This is a genomic window from Pelagibacterium halotolerans B2, from assembly GCF_000230555.1.
In the GTDB taxonomy this organism is placed as follows: Bacteria; Pseudomonadota; Alphaproteobacteria; order Rhizobiales; family Devosiaceae; genus Pelagibacterium; species Pelagibacterium halotolerans.
Genome location: NC_016078.1, coordinates 1,326,421 through 1,344,327, shown reverse-complemented (window position 1 = coordinate 1,344,327; position 17,907 = coordinate 1,326,421). Strand labels below are relative to the sequence as shown.

At 61.7% G+C, this 17,907-nt stretch carries 15 protein-coding genes and 1 pseudogene; 8 read left to right on the top strand and 8 right to left on the bottom strand.

Translation table 11 applies throughout. The features are described from left to right. Nucleotides 1-51 precede the first annotated feature (51 nt). A pseudogene (locus KKY_RS06575) lies at nt 52-399 on the bottom strand (IS5 family transposase); the annotation flags it as partial. Nucleotides 400-602: 203 nt separating this feature from the next. Here KKY_RS06575 and KKY_RS06570 point away from each other — a divergent pair. The 6 genes from KKY_RS06570 to rraA all read left to right on the top strand — a co-directional run bounded on the left by KKY_RS06570 (nt 603) and on the right by rraA (nt 5,537). After that, a complete protein-coding gene (locus KKY_RS06570) occupies nt 603-1,664 on the top strand; it encodes an AbrB family transcriptional regulator (RefSeq protein WP_014130536.1) in 1,062 nt (353 codons plus the stop codon). A 114-nt stretch (nt 1,665-1,778) separates the two neighbouring features. Beyond that, nucleotides 1,779-1,925, top strand: coding sequence for a hypothetical protein (locus tag KKY_RS20470; protein ID WP_014130535.1), 147 nt, complete (start codon nt 1,779-1,781; stop codon nt 1,923-1,925). Between the two features lie 52 nt (nt 1,926-1,977). Beyond that, nucleotides 1,978-2,919 (top strand): LysR family transcriptional regulator, encoded by a 942-nt coding sequence (locus KKY_RS06565; protein WP_014130534.1) that lies wholly within the window; start codon nt 1,978-1,980, stop codon nt 2,917-2,919. Between the two features lie 79 nt (nt 2,920-2,998). Continuing rightward, the gene (locus KKY_RS06560; protein WP_014130533.1) at nt 2,999-4,057 is read left to right on the top strand and encodes an Ldh family oxidoreductase; all 1,059 of its coding nucleotides are present in this window, start codon (nt 2,999-3,001) and stop codon (nt 4,055-4,057) included. Between the two features lie 10 nt (nt 4,058-4,067). Beyond that, nucleotides 4,068-5,039 (top strand): D-2-hydroxyacid dehydrogenase family protein, encoded by a 972-nt coding sequence (locus tag KKY_RS06555; RefSeq protein ID WP_014130532.1) that lies wholly within the window; start codon nt 4,068-4,070, stop codon nt 5,037-5,039. 15 nt (nt 5,040-5,054) lie between these two features. Beyond that, nucleotides 5,055-5,537, top strand: coding sequence for a ribonuclease E activity regulator RraA (gene rraA, locus KKY_RS06550; protein ID WP_014130531.1), 483 nt, complete (start codon nt 5,055-5,057; stop codon nt 5,535-5,537). A 214-nt stretch (nt 5,538-5,751) separates the two neighbouring features. On the opposite strand, the gene KKY_RS06545 is transcribed toward rraA, so the two are convergent. The 6 genes from KKY_RS06545 to KKY_RS06520 form a co-directional block, all read right to left on the bottom strand. Further along, nucleotides 5,752-6,807 (bottom strand): isocitrate/isopropylmalate dehydrogenase family protein, encoded by a 1,056-nt coding sequence (locus tag KKY_RS06545; protein ID WP_014130530.1) that lies wholly within the window; start codon nt 6,805-6,807, stop codon nt 5,752-5,754. Nucleotides 6,808-6,817: 10 nt separating this feature from the next. Then, on the bottom strand, nt 6,818-7,906 hold the full coding sequence (locus tag KKY_RS06540; protein ID WP_041528627.1) for a 4-oxalomesaconate tautomerase: 1,089 nt from the start codon (nt 7,904-7,906) through the stop codon (nt 6,818-6,820). 101 nt (nt 7,907-8,007) lie between these two features. Continuing rightward, nucleotides 8,008-10,011 (bottom strand): tripartite tricarboxylate transporter permease, encoded by a 2,004-nt coding sequence (locus tag KKY_RS06535; protein WP_014130528.1) that lies wholly within the window; start codon nt 10,009-10,011, stop codon nt 8,008-8,010. A 151-nt stretch (nt 10,012-10,162) separates the two neighbouring features. Next, a complete protein-coding gene (locus KKY_RS06530) occupies nt 10,163-11,269 on the bottom strand; it encodes a Bug family tripartite tricarboxylate transporter substrate binding protein (protein WP_014130527.1) in 1,107 nt (368 codons plus the stop codon). 206 nt (nt 11,270-11,475) lie between these two features. Then, nucleotides 11,476-12,909 (bottom strand): sensor histidine kinase, encoded by a 1,434-nt coding sequence (locus tag KKY_RS06525; RefSeq protein ID WP_014130526.1) that lies wholly within the window; start codon nt 12,907-12,909, stop codon nt 11,476-11,478. After that, nucleotides 12,906-13,580: a response regulator transcription factor gene (locus tag KKY_RS06520; RefSeq protein ID WP_014130525.1), complete on the bottom strand. Its 675-nt coding sequence runs from the start codon at nt 13,578-13,580 to the stop codon at nt 12,906-12,908. Before KKY_RS06520 ends, KKY_RS06525 begins: the two co-directional genes overlap by 4 nt. Before the next feature lie 269 nt (nt 13,581-13,849). Here KKY_RS06520 and KKY_RS06515 point away from each other — a divergent pair, with 269 nt between their 5' ends. Next, on the top strand, nt 13,850-14,890 hold the full coding sequence (locus tag KKY_RS06515; protein WP_014130524.1) for a Bug family tripartite tricarboxylate transporter substrate binding protein: 1,041 nt from the start codon (nt 13,850-13,852) through the stop codon (nt 14,888-14,890). 128 nt (nt 14,891-15,018) lie between these two features. Beyond that, nucleotides 15,019-15,726, top strand: coding sequence for a transcriptional repressor LexA (lexA, locus tag KKY_RS06510; RefSeq protein WP_014130523.1), 708 nt, complete (start codon nt 15,019-15,021; stop codon nt 15,724-15,726). On the opposite strand, the gene KKY_RS06505 is transcribed toward lexA, so the two are convergent. Then, nucleotides 15,720-17,891: a ComEC/Rec2 family competence protein gene (locus KKY_RS06505; protein ID WP_139305177.1), complete on the bottom strand. Its 2,172-nt coding sequence runs from the start codon at nt 17,889-17,891 to the stop codon at nt 15,720-15,722. The genes lexA and KKY_RS06505 overlap by 7 nt on opposite strands. Nucleotides 17,892-17,907: the final 16 nt, after the last annotated feature.

The window sequence follows — 17,907 nt, the reverse complement described above, 5'->3', positions numbered from 1 at the left end:
AATGGAACAGGCCCGGCCGCGCTCGGGAACGCCCCAGAGCCTGCTCCCCCCTTTTTGGCCGCCGCCCTTTCCGGTGGCCGCCTGCTGATGGGCCCGCACGAGGCTGGAGTCGAGGCTGACATAATCGTTGTCGGGGTCATCGACGAGGTCCGCGAAGACGCGTTCCCAGACGCCGGCCCTGGCCCATCGCGTAAAGCGCTTATGGACGGTTTTCCACTTGCCGTAGCGCTCGGGCAGGTCGTGCCAATGCGCACCCGAGCGCAGCACCCACAGCACGCCATTGACGAAATTCAGATTATCGACCGCTGAGCGACCCGGATCACCGGGCTTGCCAGGCAACAAATCCTCGACCCGGTGCCACTGCTCAGCCGTCAGTTCGTAGCGCTTCGGTCTCGACATCCAAGGTCTCCAGATCATCCAACCTGGAAACCCATGAATCACACTTCAACACACAAATGAATCCTGAATGTCGATTGGTCCTAGCCGCACGCCTTCGTGGCTTGCGATGGCCCAATCGCGGCTGGGCAATTGTCAGGCCGCTCCCGATGGGTTGGCACTGCACATTCCCGCACCGCCCAAACAAGGCCCGATCCGACCTCACAATGGCTCAGTTCTTCCTCTATTTCCGAACCCTGATTATCGGCGCCCTTGGCGGTCTTGTCGGTTATCTCCTTAATTTCCCGCTCGGCTGGCTCGTGGGAGCCATGCTTTCGACCATCCCCTGCGCCATGGCCGGGGTTCGCGTGCCGACCCATTGGGGATTGCGATCGCTGATGATCGGAACAATCGGACTGATGGCCGGCGCCGCATTCACACCCGCCGTAATCGGTCGCGCGGGGGAATGGGCGTTCTCGCTGGCTGGAGTCGCCATCTACTGTCTTATCATTACGGCAATCGGACTGTTCATCTGCCTCAAGGTCGGAAAGCTCGACCGGGCGACAGCGGCGTTCTCGGCGGCACCGGGCGGGCTCTCGGAGATTTTAGTGCTTGGCCCCTCCTACGGCGCCGATGTCAGGTCGCTCTCGCTGGTGCATGGGATGCGCCTGACGGTGATTCTTGTCATCGTTCCCATAGTCATCGTATGGGTGGGCACGGGAAATGGGCCGACCCAAATGAACCGGACGCTCGATCTGTCGCTGGCCATGCCGATCAAGGATTATGCCATCCTGGGCGCCTGCCTCATTGTCGGTGTCATTGGTGGCAAGAAAATCAGGCTGCCCGGATCGCACCTGACGGGCCCCTTGATTCTGTCGGCGATCGTTCACTATTTCGGCCTGACCCATTCGAGCCCACCACAATTGATCGTGGTGGTCGCGCAAATCGTGATCGGCACCTCTGTCGCACAGTTCTTCAACAACACGACAATACGCCAGGTTCTCGGCGGGTTGGTTGTCGGCGGCGGACTGACCGTTCTGAATCTGGGGGTTGCTTCACTTTTCGCGCTGGCGTTCCAGACATGGCTGGGCATTCCGTTTGCCGCAGGACTGATCGCGCTCGTGCCGGGCGGGCTGCCCGAGATGAGCCTAATCTCGATCGCCCTGGGGCTCGATGCGGCTTTCGTCAGCCTGCATCATCTGTTCCGCGTCGTGCTGGTGCTGGTGTTCCTGCCGATTCTGGTGCCGTTGTGGATTCCCAAGACTGAAGGTGTTGCCCTGCTGCGGTAGGGCAAGAACCCATCGCCTTGCCGCAGCGCGATAGCCCCTCTCACCAAAGGGCGATGGCAAGCCGTCAAAGGCAGACTTATCTCCATTACATCAGGCTTACCAAGGAGAAATCCCATGAACATCCTGCCAAAGGTCAAGGCCGCCACGACGAACATCGGGGATCAGGTGGAACGCATCCGGCTCTACCGCGACCTGGCGCTCCAGAACGACATTCATACGCTCTCCCCAGCGGCACGCCGGGTCCTGGGACTGATCGACTAGAATTTTCACACCAGGCCAAAGGCTTGGTCGAACGGTGGGAGAAATTGCTATAGTGCGCCAAACCGAAAACCGGGACTGGTTCATGCAGCATTTCGACCCGATTACGGCCCGCCTCGTGCTCGCCCTTGCGCGCGACGGGTCCATAGCCAAAACGGCCGAGCGCGAAAATATCGCTCCTTCGGCGGTCAGCCGGCGTATCGCCGATCTTGAGGCCCGTATGGGAATTGTTCTGTTCGACCGTTCCGCCAGCGGCGTTTCGCTGACTTCAGCAGGGACACGCTATGCCGACGGTTGCCGCCGGATTTTTCGCGAGATCAGCGATCTTCACACGGCCATGAGTGGCTTTGCGAGCGGTGATGCCGGGCAATTGCGCATTGCGTCTTCAAGCTCGGCCCTCTCGGGGCGCCTTCCCGAACTGTTGGCCAGCTATGCAAAACGGCATCCGGGCGTGCGGCTCGATATCCGCGAGATGGCGGGCCGGGCGACCTTGACCGCGCTCGAGGATGCGCAGGTCGACCTGGCGATCTTTGCCGACAATTACGACTATTCGGCTTTCGATGCCGAAGTGTTCGAGGATGACGATGTGGGGGTCATCGCCTCGCCCGATCATCCGCTGGCGACCCAAATTCTGGCGGGCGGCCCGATCAGTTTCGACATGGCCATCGGGCATGAAGTGGTCGGCGTTCACCACATGGGTGCACTCGATCGGCTCATCAACGAGGCGGCGCGCAAGGCGGGGCACACGCTCGGGGCACGGGTCAATGTGGAAAGTTTTCCCTCGCTGGTGCGCATGGTGGAAGCGGGCTTCGGGATCGGGTTTCTGCGCAATACATCAATTCATCTCCTTGCCGGCACCGACCTTGTACATGCGCCGCTGGCCGAGAGCTGGGCCGTGCGCAAGCTGATGATCGCCCGACGCCCGCGCATGGCGATCGCCGCGTCGGTCACCAGCTTTCTTGAGTTGGCGCGTGGCGGCTACCGACGCGAGACCTGACACAAACGGGGGCGGTCCTGCGCGCCCGGCAGCACAGAAATAGCGTCCGTAAGAGCGGACCAAATGGAGGAGGCTCACAATGAATGCATCGGCGCCCGGGCGTGTGGTGGATGCACAGAAGTTGCAGACGCTCATTGCGGAGATTTTCAGCGCCGAAGGCGTGCCGGCACAGGATGCGGCGCGCATTGCCGAGTGCCTGGTGCTTGCCGATCTGCGGGGCGTGGCTTCGCATGGAGTGTCACGGCTTTCGATCTATCTCGAACGCATAAGGCGCGGCATGGTGGAGCGCGTGCCGGAATTTGCGATCAGCGAGCCGAGCCCCGTCGCGGCGTTGCTCGATGGCGGCAACGGGTTCGGGTTTCTGACAGCGACCAGGGCCATGGAGATGGCGACCACGCGGGCCGAAAAATTCGGAATCGGCATGGTGGGGGTCAAGAACTCCAACCATTTCGGGATGGCGGCCTGCTACTTGCTGCAGGCAGTGGAAGCCGGGTTTGCGGCGCTGGTGTTCACCAACGCCTCGCCGGCCATGCCGGTGTGGGGTGGGCGCGAGCCGCTTTTGGGGACAAGCCCGTTCGCGTTCGGCGCGCCGGGGAATCCGCCGATCATTCTGGACATGGCCACATCGGTGGTGGCGCGGGGCAAGATACGGCGCGCTGCGGCGGCGGGCGAACCGATCCCCGAGGGTTGGGCGCTGGACAAGGACGGCAACCCAACGACCGATGCGCAGGCGGGCTATGAGGGACTGATCCTGCCGCTGGGCGGTCCGAAGGGCTCGGGGCTGTCTCTGATGATGGAGGTGATGGCCGGGGTGATGACCGGGGCCGCGTTCGGTGGCGAAGTGCGCAACCAGTATGAAAAATTCGATGCGCCGCAGAATGTGGGGCACATGATGGTGGCGTTCAAGCCGGGCGTGTTCATGGGTGCCGATTATCACCAGCGGATGGGCGAGCTTGTTTCGCGCGCCAAAGGCTCAACGCCGGTTTATCCCGATCAGCCGGTGCTGATTCCGGGTGAGCCAGAAGCCCTGCGGGCAGAGGAGCGGCGGCGGGGCGGGATTTCGCTTGGAGCGGCCGATCTCGAGATAATTGCCAACGAAGCGCGTACTGTTGGCATTGATGCCTCGGCCCATATTTGAGGAAATGTCCATGACACTCAGGATTGCCATTCTCGATGATTATCAGAATGTGGCGCTCAAGCTGGCTGACTGGAGCAAGCTGGGGCCGGACGTGGACATCAAGGTCTTCAACGAAAACCTGGGCAGCGAAGACGAAGCAGCCAGGGCTCTGGCCGGGTTCGACCTGGTCTGTCTGATGCGTGAGCGGATGGCGCTTCCGGCCTCGCTGATTGCCAGATTGCCCGATCTCAAGCTGGTCAATGTGACCGGCGCGCGGGTGCGGGTGATCGATTTCGACGCGGCTGTCGCCAGAGGCATCACGGTTTGCCACACCTATGCTGGGGATTCCAAAAATGCCACACCGGAAATGGCGTGGGGTCTCATTCTGGCGAGCGCGCGGCATCTGGCCGAGGAGCACCAGCGGGTGCGTGAGGGCGGGTGGCAGACAACCATGGGTACCAAGCTGGGCGGCAAGACGCTGGGGATTGTCGGGCTGGGCAAGCTGGGCAGCCGAATGGCGAAAATAGCCCAGGCGTTCGAGATGGACGTGATCGCATGGAGTCAGAATTTGACCGACGAGCGTGCGCAGGAGAGCGGGGCGCGGCGGGTGGACAAGGAAACGCTGTTCCGCGAGGCGGATGTGGTGAGCCTGCACCTGATCCTTTCGGACCGGTCGCGCAATATCGTGGGGCGCAACGAGATCGGGTTGATGAAGAAGGGCGCGATCCTGATCAACACCTCGCGCGGACCACTGATCGATGAGGCAGCGTTGGTCGATGCGCTCAACGCAGGGAGTATCAGGGCCGGACTGGACGTTTATGATGTCGAACCCCTGCCTGCGAGCCATCCGTTGCGCAGCGCGCCCAATGTGACGTTGAGCCCGCATCTGGGTTACGTGACGCAGGAGGCCTATGAATTTTTCTATCGCGACATCGTCGACAACATCATCGCCTGGCGGGAGGGCGCGCCGGTGCGGGTTCTCGCAGCGCCGGCAACGCCATAAGAGGAAACTTATACAATGGGTATCAAGAAGACCGCAGATCTGGTTGACGGATATGATGAAAAGCTCAAATTCTGCGATTATCCGCTGACCAAATTCGGGCAGGCGGATGGGTTCGAGGGCGAGATCGTGACGCTCAAGACATTCGAGGATAACGCTCTGCTGCGCGAAATTCTCGAACAGCCCGGCAATGGACGGGTGCTGGTGGTCGATGGTGGCGGGTCGACACGCGTGGCCATCGTGGGCGACCAGATCGCGGCGCTGGGGATGAACAATGGCTGGGCCGGGCTGGTGCTCAACGGCTCGATCCGCGACAGCGTGGATATCGACGCCATGGATTATGCGGTGTTCGCGGTGGGAACTTCCCCCAAGAAATCGACAAAGACACGCGCCGGGTTCAAGGACGTGCCGGTGACGTTCGGGGACATGACGTTCACGCCCGGGCATTATCTTTATGCCGACGCGGACGGGATACTGGTTTCGGAAAAGCCGGTGGAATGAGGTGAAACGGGCTGTCGAGGCAGCCCTTTTTCATTTCCAGGCGGGCCCGTGGGTGCCGAGAGGCACTAGGGGCGACGGCCAGCGCCAATCAGGTGACTGCAGCGGCCAGCGCAGAGCTTCGATGGCGCCGAACATGGGGCGGCGGCCCTTGGATGCTCCCGGTAACTGGCCCCTGGCTGACCGGGGTTCAGTGGGCGGAGCACGGGATTAGGATTTAGAGAGCCGCGACGACAGCCTTTGTGAAATCCTTCGTTCCGAGCGATCCGCCAAGATCGCCTGTGCGGGTTTGGGGGTTTTCCAATACCTTGTCCACGGCGCTCTCGATGGCCGCCCCGGCTGCGGTGAATGCATCCTTGCCGGACTTGCGACCGTACCAGTCGAGCAGCATGGCGCAGGACAGGATCATCGAGGTTGGATTTGCCCTGTCCTGCCCGGCGATATCGGGGGCCGAGCCGTGCTGTGCCTGGGCGGCGGCATGAACGTCACCGGCGTTGAGCGAACCGGCCAGCCCGAGGCTGCCGGAAAGCTCGGAGGCGAGATCGGAAAGCGTATCGCCATAAAAATTAGTGGTGCAAATCACATCGTAGCGGGATGCGTCGCGGACCAGCAGGGCGGCCATGGCATCGATCAGAACGTCATCGAGTTCCACGTCGGGAAAGTCCCTGGCTACGTCGCGGATCGTCTTGAGGAACAGACCATCGGTGACCTGGAAGGCGTTTGCCTTATGGACCGCTGTGACCTTGCCGCGACGCTTGCGGGCGAGCTCGAACGAGCGACGGGCAATCCGTTCACATGCAAAGGCGGTTACCTTGCGCATGGAGATCGCGACACCCTCGACGGGCATGAATTCGCCCGGTCCCGAAAACATGTTGCGGTCGGGGTACATGCCCTCGGTGTTCTCGCGCATGATGACAAGATCCATGTCCGTGCCGCGATGCGGCAGAGTGGGTCGTGTGCGGGCGGGCCGGACATTTGTGTAAAGATCGAGGCCGATGCGGAAGGCGGCGGAATAGTTGATGCCGCCCTTATCGCGCGGGGGGTAGTCGAGATTGGACATCGGGCCAAGCAGGACGCCGTCGAGCGTTCTGGCCAGAGGCAGGATGTCGTTGGGCAGGCTCGTGCCGTGGGTCTTGAGCGCGGCGAGACCGACATCGCGATGGGTGTAATCGAGGGCGAGGCTGAACTTGGAATCGGCAGCGGCCAGCACATCAAGGCTTGCGGCCATGATTTCAGGCCCGATGCCATCGCCGGGAAGAACGAGGAGTTTCATAAGTCTGGCCTTATTTAAGCAGATCGGCGGGGACGTAGAGTTCGCCGGCCATCAGCTTGCGGGCCGTGCGGATGGCGCCGCCACTGATCACTTCGAGATCGACGCCCGACCCTTTTGTCTTGAGCGCCACATCGAGCAGGCCGGAGGGATGTTCAATGAGAACGAGGCGGTCTTCACCTTCAGGGCGCTTTGCCAGTCCGTCGGAAACCGAGCCTTCAAGCATGGCACAAGTGGAAACGCACAGCCCGCCGGTCACGGCAAAAGCTGCGTGGGTGTTCTGAGGGACGAAATAGCGCGCCGAGATATGTCCCTCCCCTTTGGGTTCGGACAGCATCGCGACCTTGGGGATAACCTTGCCGGTGACATCGCCTAGCCCCATACGCTCACCTGCAATCATGCGCATGGCTTCCATGCGGGCAAAGAATTCCGCGTCGGCATCGAGTTCGGCGGGCGTTTCGTAGCCCGTCTTGCCCATATCTGCGGCCCGGAAAATCATCATGGGAACGGACACGTCGATCAGAGTGACGTCGACTCCGTTGATCTCTTCGACAAGGTTGCCGGTGGGCAAAAGCTTGCCGGTTTTCGAACCGACGATATCCATGAAATTGAGGCGCACGGGCGCCGCAGTTCCGGGCACGCCGGCGATTTCGGTATCGCCGTCATAGACCACGCCGTCGGCATCGGTTTTTACGATGGCTTCGATGCGGCTGTTGGTGTTGATGTTGAAAATGGTGACGGACGTTTCTTCTCCGGTCGGTTTGACCATGCCGCGCTCAATGGCGAATGGGCCAACACCGGCAAGAATATTGCCGCAGGACGGGGCGGTATCCACGAACGCATCGGTGATCGAGACCTGGGCGAAGAGATAATCCACATCGACGCCCTCGCGGGTGGATGGCTGCACCATGGCGACCTTGGAGGTGAGTGTGGTGGCGCCCCCTACCCCATCGATCTGGCGCGCATCGGGGGACCCCATGGCGGCCAGGAGGACCTTGTCGCGACTTTCGACATCGGCCGGAAGGTCGGTGGTTACGAAGTACGGTCCCTTGGAGGTCCCGCCTCGGATGAGAATACAAGGAATGGCGGCTTGTCTGGTCATCGTCATCTTCAGGGTTGAGCCTGCCCCGTTGCCGGGACAGGCTATCAAAACGGTTGCTGGCGCTAGGATTTCCTATGCTTCCCTCCCGCCCAGGCACTCACTCAGCGGAAGGGCCAGCGAAGGTAGTCGTAGAAGTAATTCTGCAAAACGCCCTGCGGCAGCAACAGGTTAAGTGCCGAGGCGAGGGTTAGCAGAATCGCCGCTGCCAGAGCAGTGAGCAATAGCGTGACCCACCATCTCGTTTTGGCAACGAAGTGCAGGAACAGCACAAAGAACACCATCAGGGCCGGGAAATAACCTACCAGAGCGATCAATCCGACAAAACCGGCAAGCATCAGAATGTACTTGATGGGCCCCATCGGACCATCGTCGGATTTTCTGCGCTCGTCCTCACCATCGAAGAGCTCGCGGCTGAGACGCCCGCCCCGCAACTGGGACCACAGGATATAGGCCGTGGCCAGCAGCCCGACGATGGCAACGCCGGCCGGGAAAACCTGGGCGAGGAACGTAAGGTCGAGGGCCTCGTAGCCTGTGAAGAGGAACAACGCGACCAACAGGCCGGTAAATGCGACCTGGGGCCAGATTGAACTTGTTTCCGACATCGTGCCCTCGCCTTCGGTCTTGACCGAACCGCCGCTGGCCTTGCCGGCGCGTGCACCGAGCCAGACCGAGGCAATGATGATGAGGGCAATGATGATGACGATCGGTCGTCCGAAGGCGTTCCAGCCCGAAAACTGAACAGCCTGGTAGAGATAACGCTCGCCCTGGGTGGCCAGAACGAAGCCGATGAGAAAGGCCGGGCGTGGCCAGCCAAAACGGCGCAGCAGAATGCCGAAGACACCGACCGCGAGCAGCGTCACCAGATCGAGAAGCGACCGGCTGGGCTGGAAGGCTGCAAACGAGATTACCATGACCATGAACGGCGCGATCAGGGCGAAGCGGATCGTGGTTAGGCGGGCAATGCCTGGTGCCAGGAACAAACACAGAAGTGTGCCCATGATGTTGGCGACCGCGAGCGACCAAACGATTGTGTAGGTCATGCCCAGATCCCTGCCCACCATGGCAGGGCCAGGCTGGAGACCGATCAGGATCATGCCGGCCAGGAAAATCGCCATCGAACCGGACCCGGGGATGCCGAAGAGGAGCGTGGGAACCAGCGCACCACCATCCTTGGCGGCGGTTGTGGACTCCACCGCGATAACGCCGCGTACGTCGCCCTCGCCGAACTGGGACTTGTCTCTCGAGGTCTGCACGACGTGGCCGTAGGCGATCCAGTCGACGACCGATCCGCCGAGGCCCGGAATCATGCCCAGCAGGGCTCCCATGCCGGAACACCGCATGGCGATCCAGCGGTAGGTCCAGGTGTCCTTGATGCCCTGGAGCCAGCCGGCCCCGAGATTGGTCTTGGCTCCCGTTTCGGCAATCGAGGCGTTCCGGCGCAGCAGGTCGCCGATCTCCGGGACGGCGAACAATGCGAGACCAACGACGACAAGCGGAATGCCGTCCATGAGGTAGAGCGTCCCGAAATCCATTCGGTATTCGCCCGTGGCAGGGGCTGCACCGATCGAGCCGAGAGCCAGGCCAGCCGCGCAGGCCGCGATACCCTTGGGCAGGCTCTGGCCCGAAAGGACGCCCACCATGGAAAGGCCGAACAGGGTCAGCATGAAAAGTTCGGCAGCGCCGAACGACAAAATCAAAGGGCGGGCGATCAGCGCGCAAAGCGTGAGAACGATGGCGCCAACGATGCCACCGAGAAAGGAAGCTGAAAAGGCTGCCGTGAGCGCCCGCGCCGCCTGCCCCTTTTTGGACATGGGAAAGCCATCGAGAATTGTGGCCTGAGACGCGCTCGATCCGGGGATGCCCATCAGGATCGAGGCAAAGGTGTCGGAGGTCGCCAGGACAGGCAGGATGCCGATCAGCATGGCGAGCGCGGACGTCGCATCCATTCCATAGACGAACGGAAGCAGTAGCGACATGCCCACAATGCCGCCAAGCCCGGGCAAAACCCCGACGATCAGGCCGACAACGACCCCGACCATCAGATACATGAAGTGATGAAGCGTCAGGACATTGCCCAGGGCTTCAAGGAATGCGTCAATAATCATGGATCAAATCCTGCGTGTCCGAACAATGCCCGCGCGCGACGCGCCAGGCAGGGTGAGGCACAATTGCTGAAGCTGCGCCACCGCCAGCAGCGGCAGCGTTGTCCAGGCCGCGAAAGCGCCACGCCCCGAAAAGGGCGTGGCGCGACATGGGTCAGTCGAGAGTGACCTGATAGTTTTCGCTCAGGAACTGGCGAACCCAATCGCGCGCCACGGGGTCGATTGTGGTGGCAGCCCTATAGACGCCCGCCACGTCATCGCCGACGGCCTGATCGTACTCGCCAAGGATTTCGCCCTTCGCGGCCTGCAATTCGGGATCGGCCACCGCGTCGATGAAAGCCTGACGGTAGGCGGCAACGATTTCCGGCGGCGTGCCATTGGGCAGCATGGCCGGCTTTTGTGCGGCAAAGCCCGAACCGAAGAACGCCAGATAGGCCTGGAGTTCGATGCCAGCGGCGCTCATTTCGCCGTGAACCATCTCATAGGCCTCAAGGAAGTGCGGCAGGTCGGGGAAAGTCGGATCGCGCTGGACGTTACCCTCGGAGTCGAGCACGCCCCACGAAAAGAGCGGGACCGCTTCGCCGGCGTCGACCAAGGGCTGAACATTGGTCAGGTAGGCCGATGAGGTCTGGTAATCGATCGTGGCTTCGCCGCGCTCGAAGGCCAAACGGCCATCGCCGCGACCGGTCATGCCGAAAACATGGCGAACGTCGAGACCGAGCACTTCGAAGGCAAGCAGAGGGACGAGATCGAGCGAGGTCGCACCCTGGCTGGCATAGACGAGTTCGGTTCCCATCAGTTCGCCGAGTTCGGAGGCGTCGGAGATGCCGAAGCTTGCCGGGATGTAGACGACGCCGCCTGTCGGCGAGACCAGAACCGGCTCGAGTTCGGCATAGTCGTAGCGCACGCGGCTGTCGCCGAGGAGGTAGGGAAACTGAGTGGAACCCGATGTGCCCAGAAGGGAAAGTCCGTCGGGCCGAGCGCGGGCCACGAATTCATTGGCGCCGGTGATCGAGCCACCGCCCGGAACGTTGCGAACGATCACGTTGGGCTGTCCGGGCAGGTGCTTGGACAGGTAGGGGGCAAAAAAGCGCGCCCAGACGTCGGACCCGCCGCCTTCCGAGAACGGAATCCACCATTCGACGGTCTGGCCGGAGAAATCGACCTCCTGAGCCTGAACGGACGCCGGGGCCATGGCAATGGACGCCGCCATGACGGCGGATACGGCAAGGCCTCGCACGAAGCGAAGTGCATTTTTCATATAGGATCCTCCCATAGAGTTGGCAGCCAGACCTCCATTGCCCCCGCGCCGCGCCTCCTCAGCGGCCATCGGTCCATCCGAGCGTTGCACCCCGACATTCTCCGGCCCTTGCCAAGCTTGGCAAGCAATTGCGGAGACAACGGATGTCTGCTGGCGCGCATCATGCAACACCAAGCTGTCCGAAAGCTGTCCGGATGGAAGAGGGCCTATTCCGCGGCCATACTGCCGATTGCGGAGCTCTGCCCATTGCCCTGCGGTTGGGCAATGGGCAGTCTGAGGCGCATGGTGCAACCCCGTTCGACGGCTACGATATCGACGTCCCCCCCTGCCCTCTGCGCAATGGCGCGCACAATCGACAGCCCGAGACCGCATCCCCCATCGCTGTCATCGGAAAGGCGCACGAATCGGCCAAACACTTGTTCGCTGGCTTCGGGCGGAATTCCCGGGCCATCATCGGAGACGGTCAGGGCAGCCATGGTTCCCATGCGCTCGACAACGAGCGAAAGCCGGCCACCTTCGGCGCAGCCATATTTGAGGCCGTTGTCGATGAGATTGTCGATCGCCTCCTCGAGCATGACCCGGTTGCCGGCAACCAGCAGCGGCTCGGGGGCCGGTTCGAGTTCGATATCGACATGGGCCGCCAGGGCGCGAGGCACGTGGCGGCGGGCGACGTCGGCGACAAGTGGGGTCAGATCGGCGGGTGGCTGCAGGTCATCGCCCCTGCCCTCATTGGCGATATCAAAATTGAGCAATTGATGGCTCATGCGGGAGAGCTGGCGTGCTGCCTGGGCGAGATCATCAAGCCGGGCGGTGCGGCCGCTATCGGTACTCGCGGTCAGCGCGGCTTCGGCCTGGGCCTGAATCGCGGCGACGGGATTGCGCAGTTGATGAGCTGCATTGCCGATGAAGGCGTTGCGTCTGTCCAGCTCCTCACGCAACCGCGCAAACAGACTGTTGATCGTTTCCACCAGCGGCGCAACCTCGTGGGGCACGGGACGTCGGATGGGGCGCAGGTCGCTTGCCGAACGCAGCCCCACGGCGCTTCGCAAGTCGGTGAGCGGGGTCAGGCCGCGATTGATACCGAACCAGAACAGAACCGCCGCAGAACCCACGATAAGCAGAAGATTGAAGACAGATTGCCCAACGAGCGACAGGCTCAACGCCTGGCGCTGAGTGACCGTTTGCCAGACCTGAACCGTGGTCCAACCATCAAAATCGATATCGGCAATGAACTCACGCAAGACAACCGCCCGCACCGGGCGCCCATGATAGGTGCTGTCGAAAAAGACCGGTGTTCCGCCCGGAACATCGAGGCTGGCCGAGGGAACCGGGGCATCGGAATGGCCGGTGACAAAGCGGCCGTCGGCGGCGCGAACCTGATAGAATATGGGATCGCCGAGCGCACCGACCAGGGAATCAAGCAGGGCATCGGCGACAAGATCGCCCTTGGTCAGCACGACCTCGCGGGCAACGGCGTGTGCCACGACCTTGAGCGTATCGTCGTAGAGGTCCTTGGACATATCCTGTGCCGCCCAGTACCGCACAACGCTCGACGCGAGGGCGACGAAGACCAGTGGCACGACCAACAGCACGAAGAGCCGGGCGCGAAGGCTGGGCGTGCGGGCCGACGCGGCGCTCATTGGACAGTTACCGGGCGTAGCACGTAGCCGAGCCCGCGGATGGCCCTTATGGTGACCCCGAAAGGCTCGATCTTTCTGCGCAGGCGTGAGACCAGCAACTCAACCGCATTGACCTCAATATCGGCGCCCGTGCCATAGATGCTGTCACAAAGGGTATCCTTTGGAACCACGCGCTCGGCATTGTCGAACAGCACCTCCCACAGCGACAGTTCGCGCCGGGGCAGCACGATGGGGCCAGTGGGACAGGAGAGCTGGCGGGCGAGCCTGTCGTAGCTGAGTTGCCCCATGACCTCCACATTGTGGACACGCTGACCCCTGCGGCGTCCCAGGGCGCGGACGCGAGCGTTGAGTTCTGCCATTTCGAATGGCTTGGTCATGTAGTCGTCCGCACCGGCATCGAGGCCCACGATACGGTCCTGAAGACTGTCGCGGGCCGTGAGCACGAGCACGGGTATGTCATTGCGCTCGGTGCCAAGAATGCGGATGACGTCCAGCCCGCTGCGCTTGGGCAGGTTTATATCGACAATGGCCAGGTCGGCACCTTCGGTGGACAGGAATTGTGATCCCTCATCGCCATTGGCCAGCCAGTCGACGGCATGCCCTTCGTCCTGCAGCGACTGAATAACCGCGCGCGCCAGCATTGTGTTGTCTTCGATCAGAACGATGCGCAAACGTCTTTTCCCTCGGCTTCCTGTCTTTCTTTGGCTGCGGGGATCGCGTATCGCGATAGGCCCATTCGGTTTTCGGCAATGTGACGCCGGGAGGGGCAGGCTGCAAGCAAATTTGCGTCGGGGGTGGCCGGGCGGACAATCAGGGTTTAGACATCGACCGAGCCGACCGGCGCTCGGAGGATATCGGTTGCGCCTGCCACTGGAGGAGGACCATGAACGGACTGCTGTGTTGGGTACGGAGCCTGGGCGCGGGACTTGCGTTATCCGTCATGCCTGTGACTTCGGCACTGGCCGAAGTCAGCTTCGAGGGCAAAACCATTGAATGGATCATTCCCTTCAGCCAGACCGGAGGTTCAGACACCTGGGCGCGGTTCAATGCACCTTTTCTGACCCGGCACCTGCCGGGCCATCCAGAGATCGAGATCGTCAATGAACCTGGCGGTGGCGGCACGCGCGGCCCAAACACCTTCGCGAGCCGGGCCCGGCCGGACGGCCTGACCATCATGGGGACTTCGGGTTCGACGCAGTTTCCTTATCTTCTGGGTGATTTGCGTGTGCGATACGACTACAAGGACTGGAAAGTCGTAATGGTCGCCCCGACCGGAGGGGTAGTCTATGTCGCGCCGGAAACCGGGGTCGAGGGCCCGGGGAGCATCGACCGGCTCGTCGATCAGACGCTGGTGTTTGCCAGCCAGGGGCCGACATCGCTCGATCTGGTTCCCATGTTGGCTTTCCGGCTGCTCGGTTTGGATGTGAGCTATGTATTCGGCTATACCGGCCGCGGTGACGGGCTGATCGCCATGGAGCGCGGCGAGGTCAGTATCGACTACCAGACGACGGCCTCCTATCTGCGCAACGTCGTGCCCATGGTCGGAACCGGCGATGCCGTGCCGCTCATGAGTTGGGGCATACTCGACGAGAACGGCCTCATGAAGCGCGATCCAACCTTTCCAGATCTTCCCATTGTGGAAGAAGTTTATGAGATGCTGCATGGGGAACCGCCGTCCGGGCCGGATTACGAAGCGTATCGGGACTTCAATGTTGCCGGATTTGCCGCGCAGAAGATGGTTGTTCTGCCGGGTGGCACACCGCCCGAAATTGTCGAGGCATGGCGGCAGGCGTGGCGAGATATCTTCAACGACCCGGAATATCAGAACAGTGTCGGGCCGGTGCTGGGCGCTTACGACCAGGTGACGGACCGGGCAGCCGAAGCCCTGTATATCGAGGGCACCACGATCGATCCAACGGTCCGCCGACGCATACTCGACATGCTCTCGAACGAATATGCGGTCCGTTTAAGCGACCAATAAATCGGACTGATCCCAATTGAGGGCGGGCCGTCATCTGTCGAATTGCGGCAGATGCTTGCAGAACATTTAAGGAACATGTATAAAAGTTCAATATTTGTTCCGATTCGACGCCGCCGAGGGATTCGCCAATGTTGACGCGCAAACAGCACGAACTTCTGATGTTCATCCATGAGCGGATGAAGGAGAGCGGCATTCCGCCCTCCTTTGACGAGATGAAGGAAGCGCTGGACCTGAAATCGAAATCGGGCATCCACCGGCTCATTACAGCACTGGAAGAACGTGGATTTATCCGACGGCTGCCCAACCGGGCGCGGGCGCTCGAGGTGGTCAAGCTGCCGGATTCCATGAACCCCTCTCTGGGCGGGCGCAAGGCGCGGTTCGAGCCTTCGGTTATCGAGGGCACGCTCGGCAAGGTACCGGCAAAGACCATGGCGCCCAAACAGGACAATGGCGGATCGGTGGCGATTCCGGTTATGGGGCGCATTGCGGCGGGCGTTCCGATCGAGGCAATCCAGACCCATTCCCATTCCATAGCGGTTCCGCCCGAAATGCTCGGTTCGGGCGAGCACTTTGCCCTCGAAGTGCGTGGGGATTCGATGATCGATGCCGGAATTTTCGACGGCGATACGGTCTTGATCCGCAAGCAGGATGCGGCGGGCAATGGCGAGATCGTGGTGGCGCTTGTCGATGACGAGGAAGCGACGCTCAAGCGCCTGCGCAAGAAGGGCAATGCGGTGGCCCTGGAAGCTGCCAACCCGGCTTACGAAACCCGTATTTTCGGGCCGGATCGCGTCAAGGTTCAGGGGCGGCTTGTGGGATTGCTGCGGCGCTATTGAGGCTGGATGCGCCAGGGGCGATCCGGGCCGTCGATGGCGGTGCGAATCGTGGGCGCCAGGTCGGGGCCATTCCAGTTGATCATATGAGCCCCGTGCCGCGCGAGATCTGAAGCGTCGATAACCAATGTGGCGGCCTTTCGGCATTGTGGCGGCGCGTTCAGGCGTGTGACGACGATTTCGGCGATGCGACAATCCTCGTCAAATACATCCCGCGATCTGACCAGCGCAATGGTGTAGCCGTCTTGTGTCGACAGAACGCATCCGAGGCTGTCGCAGCCTGTGGCGGGATGGGCATTTTCGATTACCGTCAAATAGCGTTCCGACCAGATGGTGGTGGCAAAGGTGTTGTTGCGGCCGGCGATCAGGGCAACGCGCTCGCCGCTGCGCACGGCCACGGCCTGGCTTTGATCGGCAATAAAGATATCGGGCGGTTGCTCGAGGCAGAAAGCGGAGATCAGGGGAACGGCAAGTATCGCCCCCGCCACCCGGATGCGGGTTCGGAAATAGGCTAGCCATGCAAGCGCCAGCAGAGCCACGATGAGAGCAAGCGGGGAAAGGATCGGGCTCGGGTCAAATCCGCCACTCAACTGTCGCACGAAAGCGGCGCACCAGAGCATCGCCTCTATGCTCCAGCCAAGCGCGGCATAGGGGATCGCTTCGAGACCGAGGGGAAGCAACAAGGTTCCCAGCAGTGCGGCCGGCATCATCACAAAGCTCACAATGGGCATCACCATGAGATTGCCCAGCACCCCGAACGGCGCTGTCTGCTGAAAGTGGTAGGCGGTAAACACCAATGTGGCGAGGCCCGCTATGACACTGGTGGTCGTGATATCGAGGGCCAGCGCCAACGCTCTACTCCGGTTCGGGCGCTCCCTGTTCTCGCGGTTTCGTCGCGCCAGTTCGTAGGCGGCGATCAACGCAATGACGGCGGCGAAGGAGAGTTGAAACGAGGCGCGGAAGACGCTTGTGGGCTCGAAAACGATAATCGCGAGTGCGGCAATTGCCACGTTGCGCATTGTTAACGCCTGCCTTCCGGCGATTATCGCGGCAAAGACCAGCGCCAGCATGATAGTGGAACGCACGGCCGGGATGACCATGCCGGAAATCACCATATAGGCCAGCGCTGTGGCGATGCCGAAGCCGGCGGCGATCTTCTTGATGGGAACGCGCTGGGTGATCCCGTGCCCCAGCGATAGAAGGAAGCGCACACAGGTGAACATGGTGCCCGCAACCAGCGTCAGGTGCAGACCGGAAATTGAAATCACATGGGCGATGCCGGCCGATGCCATGAGATCACGATCGGCCTCGGTGATCCGGCTCTGGTCGCCGGTAACCAAGGCGGCCGCGATACCGCCGATGCGCTCGTCCAGTTGAGCCACGATGCGCGCCGTGATGGCAGTGCGGACATCCTTGACCACGCGCACCAGTCCGCCCTGCCCGCTTTTGGTGATATCGATTTCGCCGAACGCATTGCCATAGGCGCCGATGCCATCGAAATGGCTCACGAACTGGGAATCGTAGCCACCGGGAACTGCGGGCGGCGGAACGGGGTAAAAGCGGATGCGGGCGGTCATCTCGTCGCCTGGAGACACATCATAGGCACCCGACACCGTGACGCGCGCCAGCCGAACGTCTGGAATCGTCCAATCCAACTCTCCGCTGATATTGGAGAGAACCCAGCGCTGCTGGGCGCCATCGTCGTACGTCACCGCCTCGATACGCGCGGTGTAAGTGCCATAGCGCGGAGCATCGAGCATCGGGGTGCCAAAGAGGACGGCATGAAGTGGCAGCAGCGTGGTTCCAATGGAAAACATCAGAGCCAGCAGCGCGATTTCGCGAACAGGCGTAACGTCTCGACCGGTCCATGCGACGATGAGGGCCGATGCGTTCATTAGGGCCAGCGCAATGAACGACGGCTCGCCAGGCACAACCCGATAGAAAATGAGCCCGGCGATCATGGCGAAGGGAAAGAGAATGAAATTGCGCCGCTGGGTTACGGCATCGACGATTGCCCCGAACAGGCCACGGCAAAGTGCGATGATACGGGCCACGAGCCAAGCGCGCGGTCCGGCGGCTCGTCCGTTCTCCTGATGCTTGGCGACCGGAAAGTCGACCATATTGGCGCGCCCCCAACCCTTGCGCTCGGCGGGCGCTATGGTACACACGGGCCGAACATTTCTC